This is a genomic window from Gluconobacter sp. DsW_056 (genome assembly GCF_002153595.1).
GTDB lineage: Bacteria > Pseudomonadota > Alphaproteobacteria > Acetobacterales > Acetobacteraceae > Gluconobacter > Gluconobacter albidus.
Genome location: NZ_JOPF01000027.1, coordinates 14276 through 32585 on the forward strand (window position 1 = coordinate 14276; position 18310 = coordinate 32585).

Annotated in this window: 18 protein-coding genes and 6 pseudogenes; 15 read left to right on the forward strand and 9 right to left on the reverse strand. The window is 56.2% G+C overall.

What is annotated here, in order from left to right:
• Positions 1 to 6 precede the first annotated feature (6 nt).
• The 5 genes and pseudogenes from HK22_RS14285 to HK22_RS14305 all read left to right on the forward strand — a co-directional run.
• Positions 7 to 441, forward strand: a pseudogene (locus tag HK22_RS14285) (transposase); the annotation flags it as partial.
• A 356-nt stretch (positions 442 to 797) separates the two neighbouring features.
• Positions 798 to 1067, forward strand: a complete 270-nt coding sequence (locus HK22_RS14290; RefSeq protein WP_077804075.1) for a hypothetical protein — start codon at positions 798 to 800, stop codon at positions 1065 to 1067.
• A 357-nt stretch (positions 1068 to 1424) separates the two neighbouring features.
• Positions 1425 to 1775, forward strand: a complete 351-nt coding sequence (locus tag HK22_RS15380; RefSeq protein ID WP_233142705.1) for a hypothetical protein — start codon at positions 1425 to 1427, stop codon at positions 1773 to 1775.
• Positions 1772 to 2077, forward strand: coding sequence for a hypothetical protein (locus HK22_RS14300; protein ID WP_233142707.1), 306 nt, complete (start codon positions 1772 to 1774; stop codon positions 2075 to 2077). Before HK22_RS15380 ends, HK22_RS14300 begins: the two co-directional genes overlap by 4 nt.
• Before the next feature lie 260 nt (positions 2078 to 2337).
• Positions 2338 to 2895, forward strand: a complete 558-nt coding sequence (locus tag HK22_RS14305) for a phosphate-starvation-inducible PsiE family protein (RefSeq protein WP_086649765.1) — start codon at positions 2338 to 2340, stop codon at positions 2893 to 2895.
• A 48-nt stretch (positions 2896 to 2943) separates the two neighbouring features.
• Here HK22_RS14305 and HK22_RS14310 read toward each other — a convergent pair whose 3' ends face one another.
• Together HK22_RS14310 and HK22_RS14315 are read right to left on the reverse strand one after the other, a co-directional pair.
• A complete protein-coding gene (locus tag HK22_RS14310) occupies positions 2944 to 3285 on the reverse strand; it encodes a hypothetical protein (RefSeq protein WP_143412438.1) in 342 nt (113 codons plus the stop codon).
• Positions 3286 to 3363: 78 nt separating this feature from the next.
• Positions 3364 to 3846, reverse strand: coding sequence for an Hsp20 family protein (locus tag HK22_RS14315; RefSeq protein ID WP_086649767.1), 483 nt, complete (start codon positions 3844 to 3846; stop codon positions 3364 to 3366).
• A 754-nt stretch (positions 3847 to 4600) separates the two neighbouring features.
• Between HK22_RS14315 and HK22_RS14325 the strand changes: the two genes are divergently transcribed.
• Positions 4601 to 4861 carry a type II toxin-antitoxin system Phd/YefM family antitoxin gene (locus HK22_RS14325; RefSeq protein ID WP_207728951.1) on the forward strand — a complete coding sequence of 87 codons (261 nt, stop codon included), beginning with the start codon at positions 4601 to 4603 and terminating at the stop codon, positions 4859 to 4861.
• Positions 4858 to 5283 (forward strand): type II toxin-antitoxin system VapC family toxin, encoded by a 426-nt coding sequence (locus HK22_RS14330; RefSeq protein ID WP_077804081.1) that lies wholly within the window; start codon positions 4858 to 4860, stop codon positions 5281 to 5283. The genes HK22_RS14325 and HK22_RS14330 overlap by 4 nt, the downstream gene beginning before the upstream one ends.
• 4 nt (positions 5284 to 5287) lie before the next feature.
• Here the strand turns inward: HK22_RS14330 and nhaA are convergent, their stop codons facing one another.
• The 5 genes from nhaA to bdcA form a co-directional block, all read right to left on the reverse strand.
• Positions 5288 to 6496 carry a Na+/H+ antiporter NhaA gene (nhaA, locus tag HK22_RS14335; protein WP_077804082.1) on the reverse strand — a complete coding sequence of 403 codons (1209 nt, stop codon included), beginning with the start codon at positions 6494 to 6496 and terminating at the stop codon, positions 5288 to 5290.
• A 257-nt stretch (positions 6497 to 6753) separates the two neighbouring features.
• A complete protein-coding gene (locus tag HK22_RS14340) occupies positions 6754 to 7614 on the reverse strand; it encodes an NAD(P)-dependent oxidoreductase (protein ID WP_077804083.1) in 861 nt (286 codons plus the stop codon).
• The gene (locus tag HK22_RS14345; protein ID WP_198945561.1) at positions 7611 to 8534 is read right to left on the reverse strand and encodes an alpha/beta hydrolase; all 924 of its coding nucleotides are present in this window, start codon (positions 8532 to 8534) and stop codon (positions 7611 to 7613) included. Before HK22_RS14345 ends, HK22_RS14340 begins: the two co-directional genes overlap by 4 nt.
• An 87-nt stretch (positions 8535 to 8621) precedes the next feature.
• Positions 8622 to 8927, reverse strand: coding sequence for an EthD family reductase (locus HK22_RS14350; RefSeq protein ID WP_077804085.1), 306 nt, complete (start codon positions 8925 to 8927; stop codon positions 8622 to 8624).
• On the reverse strand, positions 8924 to 9637 hold the full coding sequence (gene bdcA / locus HK22_RS14355) for an SDR family oxidoreductase (RefSeq protein WP_077804086.1): 714 nt from the start codon (positions 9635 to 9637) through the stop codon (positions 8924 to 8926). The genes HK22_RS14350 and bdcA overlap by 4 nt, the downstream gene beginning before the upstream one ends.
• Before the next feature lie 69 nt (positions 9638 to 9706).
• On the opposite strand from bdcA, the gene HK22_RS14360 reads away from it, so the two are divergent.
• A complete protein-coding gene (locus HK22_RS14360; protein ID WP_077804087.1) occupies positions 9707 to 10309 on the forward strand; it encodes a TetR/AcrR family transcriptional regulator in 603 nt (200 codons plus the stop codon).
• Positions 10310 to 10613: 304 nt separating this feature from the next.
• Here HK22_RS14360 and HK22_RS14365 read toward each other — a convergent pair.
• Positions 10614 to 10808: pseudogene (locus tag HK22_RS14365) on the reverse strand (transposase zinc-binding domain-containing protein); the annotation flags it as partial.
• Between HK22_RS14365 and HK22_RS14370 the strand changes: the two are divergent.
• The 6 genes and pseudogenes from HK22_RS14370 to HK22_RS14395 all read left to right on the forward strand — a co-directional run.
• A pseudogene (locus HK22_RS14370) lies at positions 10798 to 11529 on the forward strand (IS701 family transposase); the annotation flags it as partial. The pseudogenes HK22_RS14365 and HK22_RS14370 overlap by 11 nt on opposite strands.
• A gap of 173 nt (positions 11530 to 11702) precedes the next feature.
• Entirely contained in the window at positions 11703 to 12176 is a 474-nt protein-coding gene (locus tag HK22_RS14375) for a heme-binding protein (protein WP_158093574.1), read from the forward strand.
• 140 nt (positions 12177 to 12316) lie between these two features.
• Positions 12317 to 13654, forward strand: a pseudogene (locus HK22_RS14380) (carbohydrate porin).
• Positions 13655 to 13730: 76 nt separating this feature from the next.
• Positions 13731 to 14273 (forward strand): sugar dehydrogenase complex small subunit, encoded by a 543-nt coding sequence (locus tag HK22_RS14385; protein ID WP_077804089.1) that lies wholly within the window; start codon positions 13731 to 13733, stop codon positions 14271 to 14273.
• A 25-nt stretch (positions 14274 to 14298) separates the two neighbouring features.
• Positions 14299 to 15891 carry a GMC family oxidoreductase gene (locus HK22_RS14390; protein WP_077804090.1) on the forward strand — a complete coding sequence of 531 codons (1593 nt, stop codon included), beginning with the start codon at positions 14299 to 14301 and terminating at the stop codon, positions 15889 to 15891.
• Positions 15892 to 15894: 3 nt separating this feature from the next.
• A complete protein-coding gene (locus HK22_RS14395) occupies positions 15895 to 17304 on the forward strand; it encodes a cytochrome c (protein ID WP_077804091.1) in 1410 nt (469 codons plus the stop codon).
• Between the two features lie 156 nt (positions 17305 to 17460).
• On the opposite strand, the pseudogene HK22_RS14400 reads toward HK22_RS14395, so the two are convergent.
• Positions 17461 to 17814: pseudogene (locus HK22_RS14400) on the reverse strand (integrase core domain-containing protein); the annotation flags it as partial.
• A gap of 44 nt (positions 17815 to 17858) precedes the next feature.
• Between HK22_RS14400 and HK22_RS14405 the strand changes: the two are divergent.
• A pseudogene (locus HK22_RS14405) lies at positions 17859 to 18251 on the forward strand (transposase); the annotation flags it as partial.
• Positions 18252 to 18310: the final 59 nt, after the last annotated feature.

The window sequence follows — 18310 nt, forward strand, 5'->3', positions numbered from 1 at the left end:
TCGGTACAAGATCACGTCTCCATCGACCGGAAGTATCGGTTCATCCGGAAATGGAAGACGACGGATGCCGTTGCCAGCGATGGCGCGCGATTGAGAGAGGGGCTGCTGGATAAAACCAATACGGCCTCAAGCGTCTGGGCAGACACGGCCTATCGCTCCAAAGCCAACGAAGACTTCATGGAAAAGCAGGGCTTTGTCTCCAAGGTTCACAGGAAAAAGCCGCATCTCAAACCTATGCCCCGGCATATCCAGAAATCGAATGCCGGAAAGTCTGTGATCCGATCTCGTGTCGAGCATGTCTTTGCCGATCAGAAATCACAGACGGGACTGCTGATCCGAACTGTCGGTATCACCCGGGCCACCATGAGGATCGGGCTCGCCAATATCGTCTATAATATGCGCCGTCTTCTCTTCCTGGAGCGAATCAGCGCGAGCGCGTAGTCATCCAGCAGGGGACAGCCCCTAATCCGTTCAAAACACAAACAGAAAACGCCCCAAAGAACCGTCAATCAGATTGCCAAAACCCAGAAATCACGGGCCAAGCACATCAATCAACGGTTCTTCGATCCCTCCATCTGCATTTCGTGCCCTCTTGACGAGGCAAGCATCTCTTCCAATTTTTCTTTCGCTGGACGCCATCGGGTCCGGCATAGGCTCTGTGAGCCAGACAACTGAAGTCCATGTTGCTTTAATCGGAGGATGTGGATGTCGACACTGAAAGGACTTTATTCCCGCTATCGCCGCTCCTTGCGCACAGCCGCCCGGAGATGGCGCAACCGACTGGAGGGAGGCGTATCATGGTAACGCGCCCCCTTTTTGGAGACGATCCGCTAGCTCCGCGTGTCCTCTCCGTGCTCCGCCGCCTCGGTCATGACGGACGTGGCGTGATGCTGACGTCTCTGGTGGCCCATACCGGTATACCGGGGATCAGACTTCGCTCTACGCTGGAATGCCTGGTCCAGGCGGGCACGGTCACCCCTGCCGGGTGTGATCCTCTGGCTTCTGATCTCGCGTTCCGTGTCCCCATGCGGGCAAGAGCCGCACCGCCAGTTCCGATCGCGGCGTAAGGCACAACCGCGCCGGGTAGATCAGAAACGCCTTCTCCGAGCGGAAGCGCCATCTTTTCTGGAACGACCGCACGAATGAGAGGGTGGAGCGGGGCCTTCCATCGGAGGTCCCGCGTTTCTGCAGATGAAATCAAAAGCAGCGAGAACAGGGAGATGTCGAGTTTTATTCATTTTCTCAACCTGAAGGCGCTTCAGCACTATTGGAATAACCATCCCCCCGTGCCCCGTTCACGGGGGACAATGCGGCCAGTTTGGTCGCACTCCGCGGGAAAGACGGAGCGAGCGGAACAGACAGCCAAGCAACCTCGGCACCTTCGGCAGCGGGAGAGGCCACATGTCGCTGTCGGTCTCATCCTCATGCTGCTGGTCGGAATGGTCTCGCCGACATCAGCTCATGCACCGCAGGGTATGCTGTCGTGCGAGACAGAAAAGCAGCCGGTAAACATTCCATCCATGCCACTGGCCCGCGCCATAGAGATATTGAGCCGGCAGACCGGGTGCCCGGTCCTAATCGACCCGATCCTTATGGACGGCAGGCCCTCGGCAGCCGTCAAGGGCGCCTATACGCCTCAGGCCGCCCTCCTGCATCTGTTCGGATCCGTGCATATCGACGTCACCGCCACTGTTTCTGGCTTGAGCGTCAGTCCTCTGGATGCGACGGCTCTGACATCGGGTGACACGCGGTCCGGCCTGAGGAGTGCACCATGACTCTTCATACGGACAGGCCGAACAAAATTATGTCGCTTCCGACCGTTCAGATCAGCACAGAACTGGCGGTCCTGCTTGCCCACTATCTCAGCTACGAGGAAAAAGACCGCGGATACGGCGGCCTCATGCATCGGGCGGCTGACCATCTGATTTACCACCTGGTATCTCGCTGGAGAACCGCGCCAGACCCGGAAGCGACGACCCGACCAACGCCGTGGTCCGAAAACTCCTGCCTGTCGCTGACCGCACGCACATGGCCAAGGCCTTGGGCTAGTCGTTGGGAGACCTCGAAAATCAACTGACATTGGCCTTGCCAAAGGCCGTGCGAGATCATGCCAGAATATTGTCCTGTTGTCTGCCATGCTGGCACCGGATGTAAGCCGGAAGGGCCATTAGCCCTTCCAGAGACTGATTCAATCCGCAGGGGAGTTCGCATCCACATCCGAGGGATCCAAGCGGTTCGACCAGTCCTTTTAACTCTGGATCAGTGGAACTGCTCTAAAAGAAAAACCAGACCCAGGGCGTGGGAACTATAACGCAATTAATAGATGGGAAAACGGCTATGGAAGACCTCTCCATGAAACGTTCCTGGCAGAGCAGGGACTGGTCCCGCTTCATCAAGCTGTTCAGGGGCCTGACATTCTACGAGCGTTTTGAACAGGCGATCATTCTGACCCTGATTGCGCTCATCATGCTGGTCACCGCCATCGCGACGATTCATCTGATCGGCGTGGTATGGCATCTGGTCGTCTATGTCGGAATCGATCCGATCAACCAGACGATCTTCCAGGCGATTTTTGGCGCGATCTTTACTGTTATCATCGCCCTTGAGTTCAAACACTCCCTGCTGGTCGTTCTTGCCCAGCATGAGAACGTCATCCGGGTGCGGACCATCGTCCTGATCGCCCTCCTGGCGATTGCCCGCAAATTCATCCTGCTGGATCTGCATGACGTGACTGCCATGGAACTATTCGCTCTCTCGGCGGCTGTTCTGGCGCTGGGTGTCGTCTACTGGCTGGTCCGCGAGCAGGATGCGCGTGTCGCGCGCGATGCCAGGGAACAGGCGCATCTTGAAGATAATTCTGCGGCCCGCTGTGAGACTGAACGGTCTTCATCCTGAAAAACCGAAGTAAAGGCGGTCTATAACGCCGCCTTTACTTAATCCCCGCTACGTCCCGTGCGATGAGGACGTCTTCTTCCCCGTCTCTGGCCCTGACGGTGCCAGATGATCTGTGTCGATGGGCCTGAATGGCGGAATGGGTTGTCCGGGATAATAGACCGGCCCCTTGTAGTTCTGATCCAACTGGCTTGCGTTCAAGCTGTCGACCAGCATATCACCCGTGCCGTCTTCGTAATGAGTGCGAGCCCCGGTTTTGGGGATTGTGGACGTTCCCTCAGTCGCCCTTGCATCGAACGATGTTGCAGTCGTCCGGACAATATCACCAGCATGTGCGCCCGACTGGCTCAGTAGAGACAAGCCCAGAGCAGCGCACGACAGAGATATTTTCATCCTCTTCATGCTCATGACCCTTCGAGATTCCCCCCCCCCGGCCGGATGAGTGGCCGGGGGAGAGTTTTCGTCACGCCATCAGGCTGCCTCTTTCCGCGCCTCGATCTGGGGCATGGCTTCCTCCGCACGTGCTGTAGAGGACGTAATCGCGATACGACGCGGCTTCATCGCTTCGGGTATCTCACGTTTCAGAGTAATGGACAGAAGTCCGTTCTCGAAGTGCGCATCGGTGACTTTCATATGCTCGGCCAGATCGAAGCGGCGTTCGAATTCTCTGCCCGCAATACCCCGATGGAGATATTCGGCGGCGCTTTGCGGCTCCTGTACCTTTCGTCCTGTCACGACAAGAGTATTGCGCTCCTGTGTGATCGTAAGGTCGGCCTCGGCAAGTCCGGCAACCGCCATGTCGATCCGATAATCATCGTCACCGGTCTTGACGATATCGTAAGGCGGCCAGTTATCGACCGCCGGAATCCGGCTGGCGAGATCAAGGGCGTTGAGCATTCTGTCAAAACCCACGCTCGAACGGAACAGGGGAGCAAAATCAACGGTGGCTCTCATAGCCATATCCTCCTTTGAGCAACATGGACACAAGATCAAAACTGATAGTTCTGTCTGCCGACCCCTTCGGCGGCCGGCAGATTCAATCTGGGCACTCCGTGCATGGTGTCAAGAGGTATCAAAAATGCAGAAAGGCAGGTTTGGGCGTCCTCAATCGTTCGCGTGTTCAGAGTGGACCAGAACAATGCCTGATAGTATCGGATGGAAGTTGCTGGCCGTGGCATTCGCCGCGACCATGCTGATTGCCGCTCCGGCGGAGGCCTGGCCGTGGATTTATGCTGGACCACCCATTGTCGTTCCACCACCAGTCCTGGTCGCGCCGCTAGCTGTCAGTTGGGGTGGGCGGTCTCCTTCAGAAGGCTTATCAACCGCCGGTATGGCACATCAATGCCGCAAGGAGGCCTTCCACCCCATCTGACATGTCTTGTTCTATGATACGTTCTCAGAAGGGGCTGCTTTTATGCAGCCGAGCGGAGAATGCACTCGGGTGGGAGGAAACTCCATCAGCTCATGGTGATTGCGGACTGTCCGCTTAGGAGCTTGGCGAATGGGGGCTTGTATGTCCGGGATGAGGGCGACTACAGCCCGTCTGCTCTGTTGTTGATGAGCCGACAGGCTGTTTAGGGGGGGAAGCGGCAGGTCGGCTATGCACGCAGATATGACAAAAGCGGACACGAAACTTTGTGCTGCGATCTGGTTGCGCTTAATTTGTCTACCTTAGAATAAATCTCCGTGCTATGAAGTGACTAGTTTAATGGTCAGGAGATTCGATGTGCAAACTGTGAATTTGGTGGACGCAAAAGCCCACCTCAGTCGTTTGGTCGATCAGGCCATGCAGGGCGAACCCGTTCGCATTATGCGTCGGGGGAAAATCGTCGCACAAATCGACAAAGTCACATGCAAGCGCAAGCCTGTTGATTTGAACGCTCTGCGCTCGCTTACAGCCAATATGACAGTCCAGGCTGTGTCCGCGCGAGAAATGGTACGGGATATGCGAGACGAGGCACGATATTGAGCGTTTATATCGATACGTCCGTTCTGGTTGCCGCGCTGACCAACGAGGCAGAGACAGACCGGATGCAATCATGGCTTTCCAGTCAGGATCCAGACGAATTATTTATAAGTGATTGGGTCGCGACTGAGTTTTCTTCCGCACTTTCAATCAAACTACGGAGCGGTCAGATCAACGTTGCTGACCGTGCAAATGCGTTAGCCCTCTTTACTCGTCTGTCCGCTGAAAGCTTTCAGATTTTGCCCATAACGACACAGCAGTTCAGGGCAGCGGCGCGTTTTTCTGATCAGTATGCGTTAGGGCTGCGTGCAGGTGATGCCTTACACCTTGCCGTCTGCGCCGATCACGGAGCAACGTTATGCACTCTTGATAGACGCCTCGCTGAGGCAGGTCCTAATATAGGCTTAAAAACAAAGCTACTATAATTTGTCAGGAATGGGGGGGTAGCCGGTTGTGTTGGGATAAGAAGCGTAACCAAAGCCATCCCATCAGGGCAGACAGAACAGAGCCAGCAAAGATGCCCATCTTAGCTGGTGTCACAAGATCTGATCCGGAAAATGCCAAGTTTGCGATAAACAGACTAATCGTGAACCCAATGCCGCATAGCAACGAAAGCCCAAACAGCATCCCCGTCGGCGTTTCAGCCGGAAGCGTGGCGATCTTCAGGCGGGTCGAAAGCATTGTTATACCAAAGATGCCGACCGGTTTGCCAACAATCAGTCCTAATATAATCCCGAGCGGAGCAGCCTCCAGCATCATGTCCGGATGAACGCCAGCTAGTGAAACACCCACGTTCATGAAACCGAACAGCGGTAGAACGACCCAGGTAACGAAAGGGGTCAACGCAGAAGATGTCCGATCAAGTGGCGTAGCTTGTCTGGCATCCATTCCTGAGGTGACTGCTGGAAGGCATAGGCCGGTGATGACTCCAGCAAGCGTCGGGTGCAGGCCGGCATCCAGAAGCGCCACCCATAACAGGACGCAACCGATGCCGTAGCTCCAGAGAGTTCTGATCCCAATCCTGTTCGCGCCGACCAATGCGGCAGTCACGATCACGACCGCGATAAGCCCCGGCCAATACAGAGCGCTCCCATAAAATAGGGCGATCACCACAATCCCCAGCACATCGTCGAAAATGGCAAGCGCCATCAGCCAGGCCCTGGCTCCCGGCGAGACATGCCTTCCAAGAGCAAGGATGATTGGCAACGTAAACGCGGCATCCGTTGCAACAGGAACGGCCCAGCCGCGTGTCGCTTCCGGATGATCGCATGTTACCAGCAGATACGTAAGGGCCGGCACGATCATTCCCCCCAACGCTCCGATAAGCGGAAGGGCGATGCTGCGTAGTGATGAGAGGTGCCCGGAAACAATTTCCTTTTTGATTTCGAGAATGACCACCAGAAAGAATAGGGTCATGAGTCCGTCAGAGACCCATGCATCAATGTTTTCTGGCCCCCGCTCTCCCAAGATGGGTAATTTCATGGGCGTTGTTATCAGGGTGCCGTAACCCGACGCCCATGACGAATTCGCCAGGACAAGACCCAACAGGGATGCCAGCAGGAGAACAGACGCCCCACCTGCGGGAGAGGCCAGAAAACGTCGGATATGCGTTGTGGACGGAACAGAAAATTCGCTCATTCCTCTTTGTTGAATGAGGCAGGCTCCCACACAAGCCTGTAGCGATGCGCTACCTTGTCATAATGTTTCTATTAATGCCCGCTTTCCGGATGGCCGTTTAACGCGGCTGATGTTCGGCGTGTAGGCGTAAGCGGACCTGCTGCTTACGCCCTCATCTCGGACATGCAAAGCGCCGTAGAGAATTTCCAAAAGCAGACATGCTTTCTGTATGCCGTCTAACTACCGCTCATACGCCTGACTATGCATCCCATAATCTCTCAGGAATTCTTATCTGCCTCACCCAATGTCTGCGCCGCGACGATCGACCAGTCCTTTTCTCCATGCCCAGCATCAATGGCTTCTCCCATCTGTCCGAAGATCGCAGCCAGCATTGGCAGTTCACGACCGGTCGCAGCACCCGCTTCTGTCGCAAGCCTCAGATCCTTGAGGCCGAGAGCCGCACGGAAGCCGGGTTCGTAAACCCGGTTCGTGATATTCTTCGAGTAGACCTGATAAGATCGACTGCCAAACAGCGTATTTAGGATCAGATCAAAAAATACCTCGCGTGCGACACCATTAGCCTCTGTCAGCACAACTGCCTCCGCCATCGCCTCAATCGCCATGGTAATCATCATATTACACGCAATCTTAGCCGCATGAGCTCCCCAAGGTTTGTCCCCCATCGGCCAAATACGTTTGCTCAAAACCTCGAATACGGGCACGAGCCTGGCCAAATGTGTTGGATCGCCACCCGTCAGGATCTGCAACGCGCCGTCTGCCGCAACATCCGGCCTGCCAAGAACAGGGCTTGCCACAAATGCCACCCCGGCTTGGTTGTGCAGCGCCGTCAGCTCGCGCGAAAACGCGACCGAAATCGTGGACATCATCACATGGATCACACCTGATTTTGCGCGTGACAGCAAATCTGGATCGACGATTACGGAGCGAACAGCCGTATCATCTGACAATATTGTCAGTACGACATCGCCCTCGAAGGCCTTATCCGGTATTTCCAGCGTGGTCACACCTGCAAGCGTGCGGCCCGAGCGAGTCCAAGCGGAAACGTCATGGCCGTTGCGGACCAGATTGGTGGCCATAGCACGACCCATCGCACCGAGGCCGATAAAGGCTATCTTCATGCTAACGCCTCTGTGTTCGGCGCAAGCCATGCCAGTACTGGAGCCAGTGCTTCGTCAGAGTTTTTCTCGTAAATCAAGCCATGTCCGTTGCCGTGCACGCCATAATCCGGCAGGTGCATCAACTCGGCTGAAGCCCCCGCATTATTCAAAAATGCAGCAGTGGGCAGGCTTGCGGCGGCAAAGTCGCTAGCCTCGGCGGTCACGATCAGGATCGGCAATCCGACCAGAGACGGCAGGCGATACGTACCTGGCTCTGCAGCTTGCAGGACCGTTGCATCGCTCACAGGCGGTTCGAACGCCAGTGGCGCGGCAGCAGCGCCCCACGTCATCGGTCCGATGTTGGGAATGGTCGCAAAAGGCGGCCCCATTGGCTCGATCGCAACGATACCCCGCACGAGATCAGGTCTCCGATCAGCGACCAGCCAGCCATCCGGGCCGGAGGCAGAATGCGTCAGCAGGATCGCAGGGCCAATTTTATCCAAAAGGGCTGCGGTCCGGTCGGCATCCATCGTCTGGGAGACGCACAAATCAGCGGGCAATGGCCCATAACCCGCGATAAAATCGTCCATTGCCGACTCGTTATCCGCAGCAAACGGCCATTGTGTATGGCGCGGATTGGTACCAGGGAAATAGATCTGACGGCCGCCTTCATAGGAAAACGGCGGTCCCATTGCCCCGGTGATGTCCGTATGCAGGGGCGAACGCCCGTGCCCCGGCCGGTCGATCACTAGCACTGCATAACCTGCTTCAACCAGACGCTGCGCCCATCCCGCTCGGCCATCGGGCGTATCGAACCATTCCGTCCCCTGAAACCCGCCCCCATGCATCAAAACGATCGGGTAAGGACGTGTAACGTGTTCGGGTGCCTCCCACTCCACATACATCGGTGCACGCTGATAGGTGCGGCCAGATTGGACCACGCGCTCGCCTGGTATCCAGAAATGGCCTCGGCGAATACTGCGTAGCGGTGCATTCGACCATGGGTGATGAAAATTCATATCAGAACCTCAGAGAGGCAATACGCGCAGGCGCAGTGGTTCAAGATTGGTAAAGCGAGGCACATCCGCCATGACGGCCGCAACTTCCCGACTGCTGAATGCGACCTCGATACTGGCTGAATCGGTAAAGCGGCACTCGCAGATCGCGACAGTTTCGGAAGTGTCCTTCGCTGGGTAGAATGCTGCGAGCGACACAAGCCCATAGGCACCAAAGGCATTCCTCACCAGCGGCAGGTGGCGCTCCACATAGTATACCCGGTCGAAACGATCGGCTGGTGTGCCGCGATAGATCACATATAAGACCGCTTCATTCATGCGCCGAACCCGCCGTCAATCGTGTGCATGGCGCCCGTGATCCCACTCGCATGCGGACCTACGAGATAGGCCACCAAGTGTGCCACATCTTCTGCTGTGCCGTGCCGTTTGAGCGCCATCTCGTCATGCATCGCCTGCACGAGGGGACCGTCATGAGGATTCATGTCGGTGTTCGTCGGACCCGGTTGCACCACGTTAACCGTGATATCACGCGCGCCAAAATCTCGTGCCAGACCACGCGCAAGACCCTGCAATGCCGATTTACTCATTCCATAAGCCGTAAGACCTTCGAACGGCATTCTGTCTCCATGCACAGAACCTATCAGGATAATCCGGCCGCCCTCACTCATCTGACGCGCAGCTTCGACGGATGCGAAATAAGGGCCGCGAATATTGACGTCGATCAGATGGTCTACTGCATCCGGCTCCAGCGTTAGCGGGTCGCCTGGCAACAGAAGGGCGGAATTATAGACCAAAACATCAAGCGGCCCTATCTCGCGCAGGAGGGCAATCGTCGCATCGCGGTCTGAAGCGTCGCTGCGGATCGCGTGTGCGCCAGTACGAGCCGCGACTGCCTCCGCAGCTGTCTGCGATCCAGCCCAGGTGAATGACACGTCGTCGCCTTCTGCAGCAAAGCGCGCGACGATCGCCGCCCCAATTCCACGACTGCCGCCGATGACCAGAATTTTGCGTGTTGCCGAAGCCAACATTAGGAGCTCCTTGAATTTGTTGATTGATCGCTACATAATTCATTAAGCACTAACGTCAAGGATTTTTGAGTGACCGATCATTTATTATCAAAAGGAGCGCGTGGCCGCCCCCGCCGGTTCGATCCAAATGCCGCTCTCATCACCGGGCGCGCATTATTTCACACGCACGGTTATGAAGCGCTTGGTATTGCCGCCATTACCGAGGCACTCGGTATCCGGCCGGCCAGCTTCTATGCTGCGTTTGGGAGCAAGGCCGCCTATTTCGAGCGAATTGCAGAAGCGTATGTGGCCGAAGTTCTGCCGCTGGAGGCCTTCTTTCGTGATGACTGTCCGATTGTCGACAGTATTGCCGAGCTGCTGGGCGAAGCCGCACGCACATACACGACCTGCAGTGATCAAGCAGGGTGCCTGATCCTTGAAGCGTTGCGGGCCGATCGTAGCGGCGAAGGAAGGCGCATCGCTATGCGCGTTGCTCAGATCCGTCGTGAAAAGCTGCAAGCCTTCATCGCCCGCGGGGCACCAGCGGTAGCATTAATCGCAACCGACGTCGTGACGGTGACAATGGCCGGCATGTCGGCTGCTGCGCGAGATGGTGTCAGCTGTGTATGTCTGGAGCAGGTCGCAGCGGTTGCTACGGTCGGCCTACGTTCACTTATCGAGGGAAGCGCGTAGGCAGTTGATCAATAGTGATGATATGGTGATATGTTCGCAATCCCGACTCTACGAACTGATCTCAGGCTGACTTTCATTAAACTGCCTATCTGCTCAGTGATGTAGGAGCAGACAGGCGGCTTACGCCTTCAAAGCGGTCGTTCAGACGGTGTCTGCAACTTCCCAAAATCGGACGCAGCTAAATTTAGGATCTGACAGGCGATGGATTCTGCGTAATGTCGGGCAAACTGTGCATCCCAACCTTGGACTACCGCATTTCTCATTTTCGTCGTGGGCCTTCCTCTCTCTATAGACGGGCGTCGGTCGAAATCCGTGCCGGCAGGGTGAAGACGACATGGAAATACCCGACCGGCAGCAGATCGGCCTCCCGCTCGGCCAGCCATGTCCGCGCGGCGTTCACCTGACAGCGCGGACAGTGACGGTTGCGGCAGCTGTTATAGGCGATCCGCCAGTGTCCGCAGTACCCGCAGGGCGCGACATGCCCACCAGCGGCGCATGTTCCTGATGATATCCGCTTTGCCACCAAACCGGCGCTGGCAACTACGATGATCGGACGTGCGCTGGATGCCGACATATCGTTCGCTTGGGTCGCGGGCGACAGCGTGTATGGTGTCGGCGATTTGGAAATGGCTCTACGCCGCACGGGCAAAGGTTTCGTGCTGGGCGTGAATGCCAACCACTGGTTTTACTCCTGGCGACCTGACGTGATGTGGGTCGCCGAGGCCCGCGAGATTATCAACACCCTGCCTGACGAAGCCTGGGTCCGGTGTTCGGCCGGGCACGGTACCAAGGGCGAGCGATGGTATGACTGGTTGTATTGCCCGATGGCCGATCTCCACGCGTCGGAATATGCTGACACCCTGACCGGAACATGGACCCGAGGCCTGCTGGTCCGCCGCAATCCCGCTGATGGCGATCTGCGCTATTTCATAACCTGGTGCCCCCAGGGGACGCCGCTTGAAACGCTGGCCCGCGTTGAAGGCGCGCGCTGGCGGATCGAGGAAGGCTTTGAGACCGCCAAGAACGAATTTGGCCTTGACCACAACGAGACCCGTTCCTGGCACGGCTGGCACCGCCACGTCTCTCTGGTCATGCTCGCCCACGCCATGATGGCCGCCGTGCGCTCCCAGGCGAACGTCCTTGCGCTCAAAAAAAGACCGCTTCCAACGCGCAAAAGCTTATCCAGTGGTCAATTCAGGAAATCCGTCGCCTCGTCGTGAAAATCACCCAGGCCCAGATCCGGGTCCCGCATATCCTCCGGTGGTCCGTTTTTCGACGAGCCCATCAGGCTCAGGCATTAAAATAAAAACGCAACTGTGTGCTGATCACGGAATTTTCAAGCGTCGTATTATGTTCAATGTCGTATGCAGAGCGAATCGAACATAGGAATGTTATGAAAAACAACTTTTTTGTTACCTCATCTATCTTAATCGCTACGTTCCTTGGCTCTGCAAGCCAGGTATTGGCTGTTGAGCAAAAGCCAGCACTCGAGGACGCAGATGTTTTGAAGATGGCGTCGGCCGCCCGCAAAGCTTTAGCCGAGCAGCACATTAATGGCTGTATCGTTATCGCGGACCCTGATGGCGTTCCTCTCTATGTCGAGCGTCAGGTGAATGCTACTCCCAATTGTCTCTCTGCAGCATTAGGAAAAGCCAAGTCGGCCGCCATTTTCAAGACAGACACCAACGTGTCCTATGAAGGGCTGGTCAAAGGAGAGGTTCACAATCTCGCTGTGCCGGATCTCTCAAGCAACCCAGGTGGTGTTCCGCTCTTCGTCGGCAAAACCGTCGTCGGCTCCATTGCCATAAGCACTCCCGATGGCTCGAAGGATCTCGCAGTCGTCCATGCCGCTGCTAACGCTCTCTGACGCGCTGGAGTTGTCTTTGTATGAGCTCTAACCGTCTTTGGCGCTGCTGCCTCGCTGCCGCTGTAACACTGCTTGCGAGTTCGTCCGCAGCTTACGCTGATAATGCGACCAACACCCAGAGCTCGCCTGCATCTGTGAAAATGACAAACCTGCAGCAGACTATCCCCGGTTTTCTGCAATCGCCCTATGGGGCCCCATCATTCGGTGCACCATATGGGACGACGCACGCCCTCGGAGACTGGGGCGGGATACAGCCTTGGCTTCAAAAGCACGGCGTTTATGTCGCTCTTGCCCTGTACGAAGGGATTTCCGGAAATGTATCAGGAGGTCGCAAGAAAACTTACACCGTTGCAGGTCAGGTTGGCAGCACCGTCGATATCGACTTTCGCAAGCTTTTTGGAACCGGTCAGTGGTCAGATGATTTGTGGCTGCACACCCTCATCGTCAATGGGCACGGAACCAATCTCAGCCGCTCCTTTGGTGATAACGGCAATCAGGTTCAGCAGATCTACGGTGCGCGTGGAAACGTCGTTGCCCATCTCGTCTGGGCATATTTCGAGAAATCCTGGTTCAACCATAAAATCGACCTGGCCACCGGCTGGATCCCGACCGGGACGTTTTTCAACAATGCCCCTTGGGTGTGTAACTTCATGAACGTCTGGATGTGCGGAAACGTCACGCCGACGAAGTACCTCGTAGGCGGGCGGGACTGGCCTTCTGGCAATATCGGTGGGGTGCTGCGCCTGATGCCCAATCCTCATGTTTATGTCATGGGAGGTGTCTTCGCCGTCTCGCCACATTCATATAACGGCGGTATCTCCGGCTGGTCCTAGGGACAATCCAATCTGGGCAAACTTTCAACGGAAGCTGAAATTGGCTGGATTCCTGAATTCGGACACGACAAGCTGATCGGTCACTACAAGGTTGGAGTGATGTACGACAACTCGCGCTACAACAACCTGTATGAGGACATCAACGGGCGGCCATGGGTTGTCACGGGTCTGCCCGCTCGCAAACAAAGCGGTCAGACGTCTGTATGGGTCATGGCAGACCAGATGCTGGTTCGACACGGCGATGGCCCATCCAACGGCCTCGTCTTCGGTGCTCAATACGCCTACGCAGACGGTAAAACCTCACAGATCAACCACCATATCGTCGCGGCGCTTATGGATACAGGGCATCTGTGGGGCCGCCCGGAGGACGGTATCGGCATCGCTTTCCAGTGGGCCCATTTCTCCCGCAGTGCGGTTTTGTCCCAGCAGGCTGCTCTTGCCAACGGTTTGGCGCTGGTCGGTGCCAATTTCGGAACGCCATACGGCATTCAGGGCCATGAGACCATTTATGAAGCGTATTACACCTATCATGTCCGGACCGGTGTCACCCTTCAGGGCGACTTCCAGTACGTCAACCATGTCGGTGGAACGACGGTTTTTAACGACGCTGCTGTACTGAGCAGTGCTTTGAATGTTGCCTTCTAGGGAAGACGGGATGTTGAGGGTGTTAAAGCCTGCGTCACTGTCAGAACGGTATTTCAGAACTTGAGGATCTATCTCTATGCGCTTCACAAAAAAGGGTCTCTCCCGCCGGCAGGTTCTCGCAACCTCGTTGACGCTTCCAGCTCTCGGCAGCCTTCCGGGCTTTGCGCGCGCAGCCGGTCTCGTCACCCTTTCGCAGTTTCATGACCTGTGTGGAACCCTGACAGGAAAGTCAGGACTCAATCTTGAAATTTCCAACAGGATCCTCACAGCCCTGACGGCCCTGGACAGCAGCTTCCCCCAGAAGGTCGGTAGCCTCATCAGCGCCATGAAGACCTATGGTCTGAAGGACATGTCCGATTTCAAGCAGTTTGCTGAGCAGAATGCGAATCAGGCTCCTGTTGCGATGAGCATCATTTCCGCATGGTATCTGGGCTATACGGGCACACCCCTCATGGACGCCACGCCCGCCGTGGGCCATCCTGTCGATGACGCAACCTTCGTCACCTATGTGGGCGCCCTGATGTACGCGCCGACAGCCGACACAACCGTCATCCCAAGTTATTCCCGTGGTCACACCAATTACTGGGTGAACCCACCCGCCAGCCAGAGCGCTGGTTGATTGCTGATTTCAGGTAGGTAGAATCATGACCACTCAATACGATGCAGACGTGATTGTCGTCGGCTCAGGCGCAGTTGGCAGCAACGCAGCCTATGAACTTCTCAAACAGGGCAAGTCTGTCATTGTCCTGGAATCCGGCAGGTGGATCCCGCGTTGGAAAATCGTTGAGAACTTTCGTTCGTCTCCGCGGAAAGGCAACCATAACGACCCCTACCCGAACCAACCCTGGGCGCCGACATCTTTCTCACCCGATTATATTGAGAACACAGGTAGCTTTAAATTCCTTCCCGGAATGCTCCGCCTGGTCGGTGGTACAACCTGGCACTGGGCAGCGGCCACCTGGCGCTTCCTGCCCAACGATATGAAGCTCAGGACCCTTTATGGTGTCGGGCGCGACTGGCCTATTTCCTATGATGAACTGGAGCCTTATTACGGACGCGCCGAGTTCAATCTTGGTGTGGCCGGCAGCGACACGCAGGATCAGTCCGGGCAGGGCGGAGCAGGCCAGTTTCCACACCGCTCCACACCGTATCCAGTGCCTCCCGAAGCGGAAACCTACTACTTCCAGCGCATTAAGGCCCGCCTGGCTCCGGAAGGGTTCAACTTCATCCATGAGCCCAACGCACGCACCAATCAGCCCTGGGATGGTCGCCCTGGCTGCTCAGGCAACAACAACTGCATGCCCGTCTGTCCCATCGGGGCCATGTATTCCGGCGATGTCCATGCTAAGCACGTCGTAAAAATGGGCGGCAAAGTTATCGAGGACGCCACGGTCTATAAGCTCGAGAAGGGCTCGGACGGCAAAATTGTCGCAGCGCACTACAGAACGTCCGATCACAAAGACATCCGCCTGACTGCACGGTATTTCATCATCGCTGCAAACGGCCTGGAGACCCCAAAACTTTTGCTCATGTCTGATGTTGCCAACTCGTCCGACCAGGTCGGGCGCAACATTATGGACCATACTGGCATGGGGCTGCAGTTCCTGGCAGACGAACCGCTGTGGCCAGGTCGCGGGCAGGTTCAGCAAGGTGGCATCTTCAACTGGCGTGATGGTGAGTTTCGTCGTGAACACTCTGCCATCAAACATGCCTTGACCAACACCGTGCCAAACAGAGCCATCACACAGCATCTTCTGTCCCAGGGTATCGTGGGACCTGAACTCGATGAAAAAATCAAGGACTGGGCGGCACGTTGGGTGGATATCTCCTCGGTGTTCGAACTGCTTCCAAACCCTGAAAACCGCATTCAGCCCTCGGCGACCCGCAAGGACGCGCTGGGGATTCCGACCATGACCGTCCACTACAACACCGATGATTACATTGAGCGCGGAGCTGTCAAAGCCAAGGCAGATTACGCAAAGTTCGTTCAGACGATGGGTGGTACAGTTATTAACGACAATACCGGCTGGCAGAACCGTGACCACATCATGGGAACCGTCATTATGGGTAATGATGCCAAGACCTCGGTGGTCGACAAGGACTGCCGGGCCTGGGACCATAGTAACCTGTTCATGGCGACAACTGGCGTCATCCCGGCTTGCGGTGTCGTCAACCCGACCTTGACAGGCGTAGCCTTCGCCATTCGCGCTGCCGATATTATCGCCAAGGAAGTCTGAGTCATGACACGTTCTCTCATCGCTGGTCTTGGCCTTCTCACCCTTGCCGCCATCCCGCATTTCGCGATGGCTCAGGATGGCACTGACGATTTCATTAAAAAGGGAGCTTACATTGCCCGCGCGGCAGATTGTATGGCCTGCCACACCAATCCGGGTGGCAAAGATTATGGTGGCGGTTACGTCATTTCTTCACCGCTGGGGGACATCATTGCCTCCAACATCTCGCCTTCAAAAACCTACGGTATTGGCAACTGGACCGAAGGCCAGTTTGCTCAAGCCGTTCGTGAAGGCGTCGCCCCTGAAGGTAATCTTTACCCGGCGATGCCCTATACCTCATATTCCGGTATCAGTGATGCTGACATTCACGCGTTATATGTGTATTTTATGCAAGGTACCGCGCCTGTCGATGAGGCCCCGGTCAAGAAAACGAACCTTCCCTTTCCATTTTCCCAGCGCTGGTTGATGGCGGGATGGAACGTGCTGTATGCGAGCGGAAAGCCCATGCCCGCCGCAACCACACAAGAGGGGGGCGCCAAGCGCGGTGAGTATCTGGTCAACGTGTTGGCTCATTGTTCGACTTGTCACACACCGCGTAACATTGCCATGTCTGAAGACCAGAGCCGCTTTCTCGGCGGTGCGGACCTCGGGGGGTGGCACGCACCAAATATCACCTCGGATCCTGTCAGTGGCATTGGCGGATGGAGTGACGAAGACATCAAGTCCTATCTGCGTGACGGCAGTGCTCATGGCAAAAGCCAGGCGGCAGGAGGCATGGCAGAAGCGGTCGAACACAGTCTGCGTCACCTCACTGATTCTGACCTGACCTCGATTGTCGAGTACCTGCGTACCGTCAAGCCTGTTCGGGACCCGAACCAGAAAGCTCCGGGCTTCAGCTTCAGCACGCCAAAGCTCGCAGACCTCGCAAAGCTTGACGCACCGATCGACCGCAGCCCTGATGCGATGACACTGGGAACAAGCACCAATGGTGCGGAATTGTACACCGGTGCGTGCGCCTCGTGCCATCAGTTGAACGGGCAGGGGACACATGACCAGTTCTATCCTTCACTGACCTCGAACACCATTGTCGGTGGTCCAACGTCTCAGAACCTGGTTATGGCCATCCTCAAAGGCGTGGACCGTGCCACCAACAACGGAACCGTTGCGATGCCAGCCTTCGAAGGCCAGTTGAACAACGAGCAGGTTGCCGCTGTTGCAAACTATGTTCTCTCCAGATTTGGGAATGACGCCTTGCATGTCAGCGCTAGCGATGTCGAACTGCTCAAACGTGGCGGCCCCAAGCCCTTTATAGCACGCTACGCTCATAGCATGAGTGTTGCAGGAATAGCTGCTGCAGGATTGTTTGTTTTGATTATCATTTTTCTTCTAGCTCGCCGCAAAGTGGCAACGCGCTAAGGGACGAAGCTGGAGGGACCGAAGAACCGTTGGGTTGATGTGTCTTGTTTCTGATTCGCGGCTTTGGACGTTCTGATTGACGGTTCTTTTTGACGTACCCCGTTTTTTATGGCTTTGGGTTGATGGGATGACAAGTATCTCGTGGGCGTGCCCCCGAGATACTTGTCTGGCAACCTGATCCGGTGTTCTGCCACCCAGTTGGAAATGGGGGCGCACCGTATTGTAGTCTTTCCCGCCAGTCAGCCAGAGCCTGTCGGGCATGGCTGAGAGACGTGAACAGCGTCTCGTTGTGGCATTCATCCTTCAACCGGCCGTTGAAACTTTCGACAAAACTGCTCTGTTGCGGTGTCCCGGGGGCGATATAATGCCATTCAACCTTCATCTCATCCGCCCATTTCAGGATGGCATGGGATGTGAACTCCGTACCGTTGTCACTGACAATCATGAGGGTTTGCCATATCTTTCCACCAGGGCCGTCAGTTCCCGCGCCACACGTCCACCTGATAATGATACCGAAGGCTGTTCTGATTCAGTCCTTGGACGGAGGGTCGGGTATGGCTAGAGCGATTGCTTTACGGACGGATTATACGGCTGATGCGCTTCGGTGGCTGGCCGCTCGTACACGGGATGCGAATGTTGCAAGGCGCCTTTTGTCTCTGGCTGCGGTGCGTGAGGGTAGCAGTCGAGGCGAAGCGGCGCGGATCGGTGGCATGGACCGGCAAACCCTGCGGGACTGGGTGCTCCGGTTCAATGCTGCAGGCCCAGCCGGCCTGCGGTATCAATGGTGCAATGCCTCTGTCTGCCGCCTGACGGCGGACCAGCAGGCGGAGCTCTCGGCATTGATCGTCGCCGGACCTGATCGTAACCGAGGCTGTGTGGTCCGTTGGCGCAGTATTGATCTGAAGCGGGTGATTGAGAAGCGTTTCGGTGTTTCATATCACAATCGCCAACGCTATCCTCAAAACTGGAGTGCCATGGCGCATTAGCTCCGCCGCTTAAACACAGT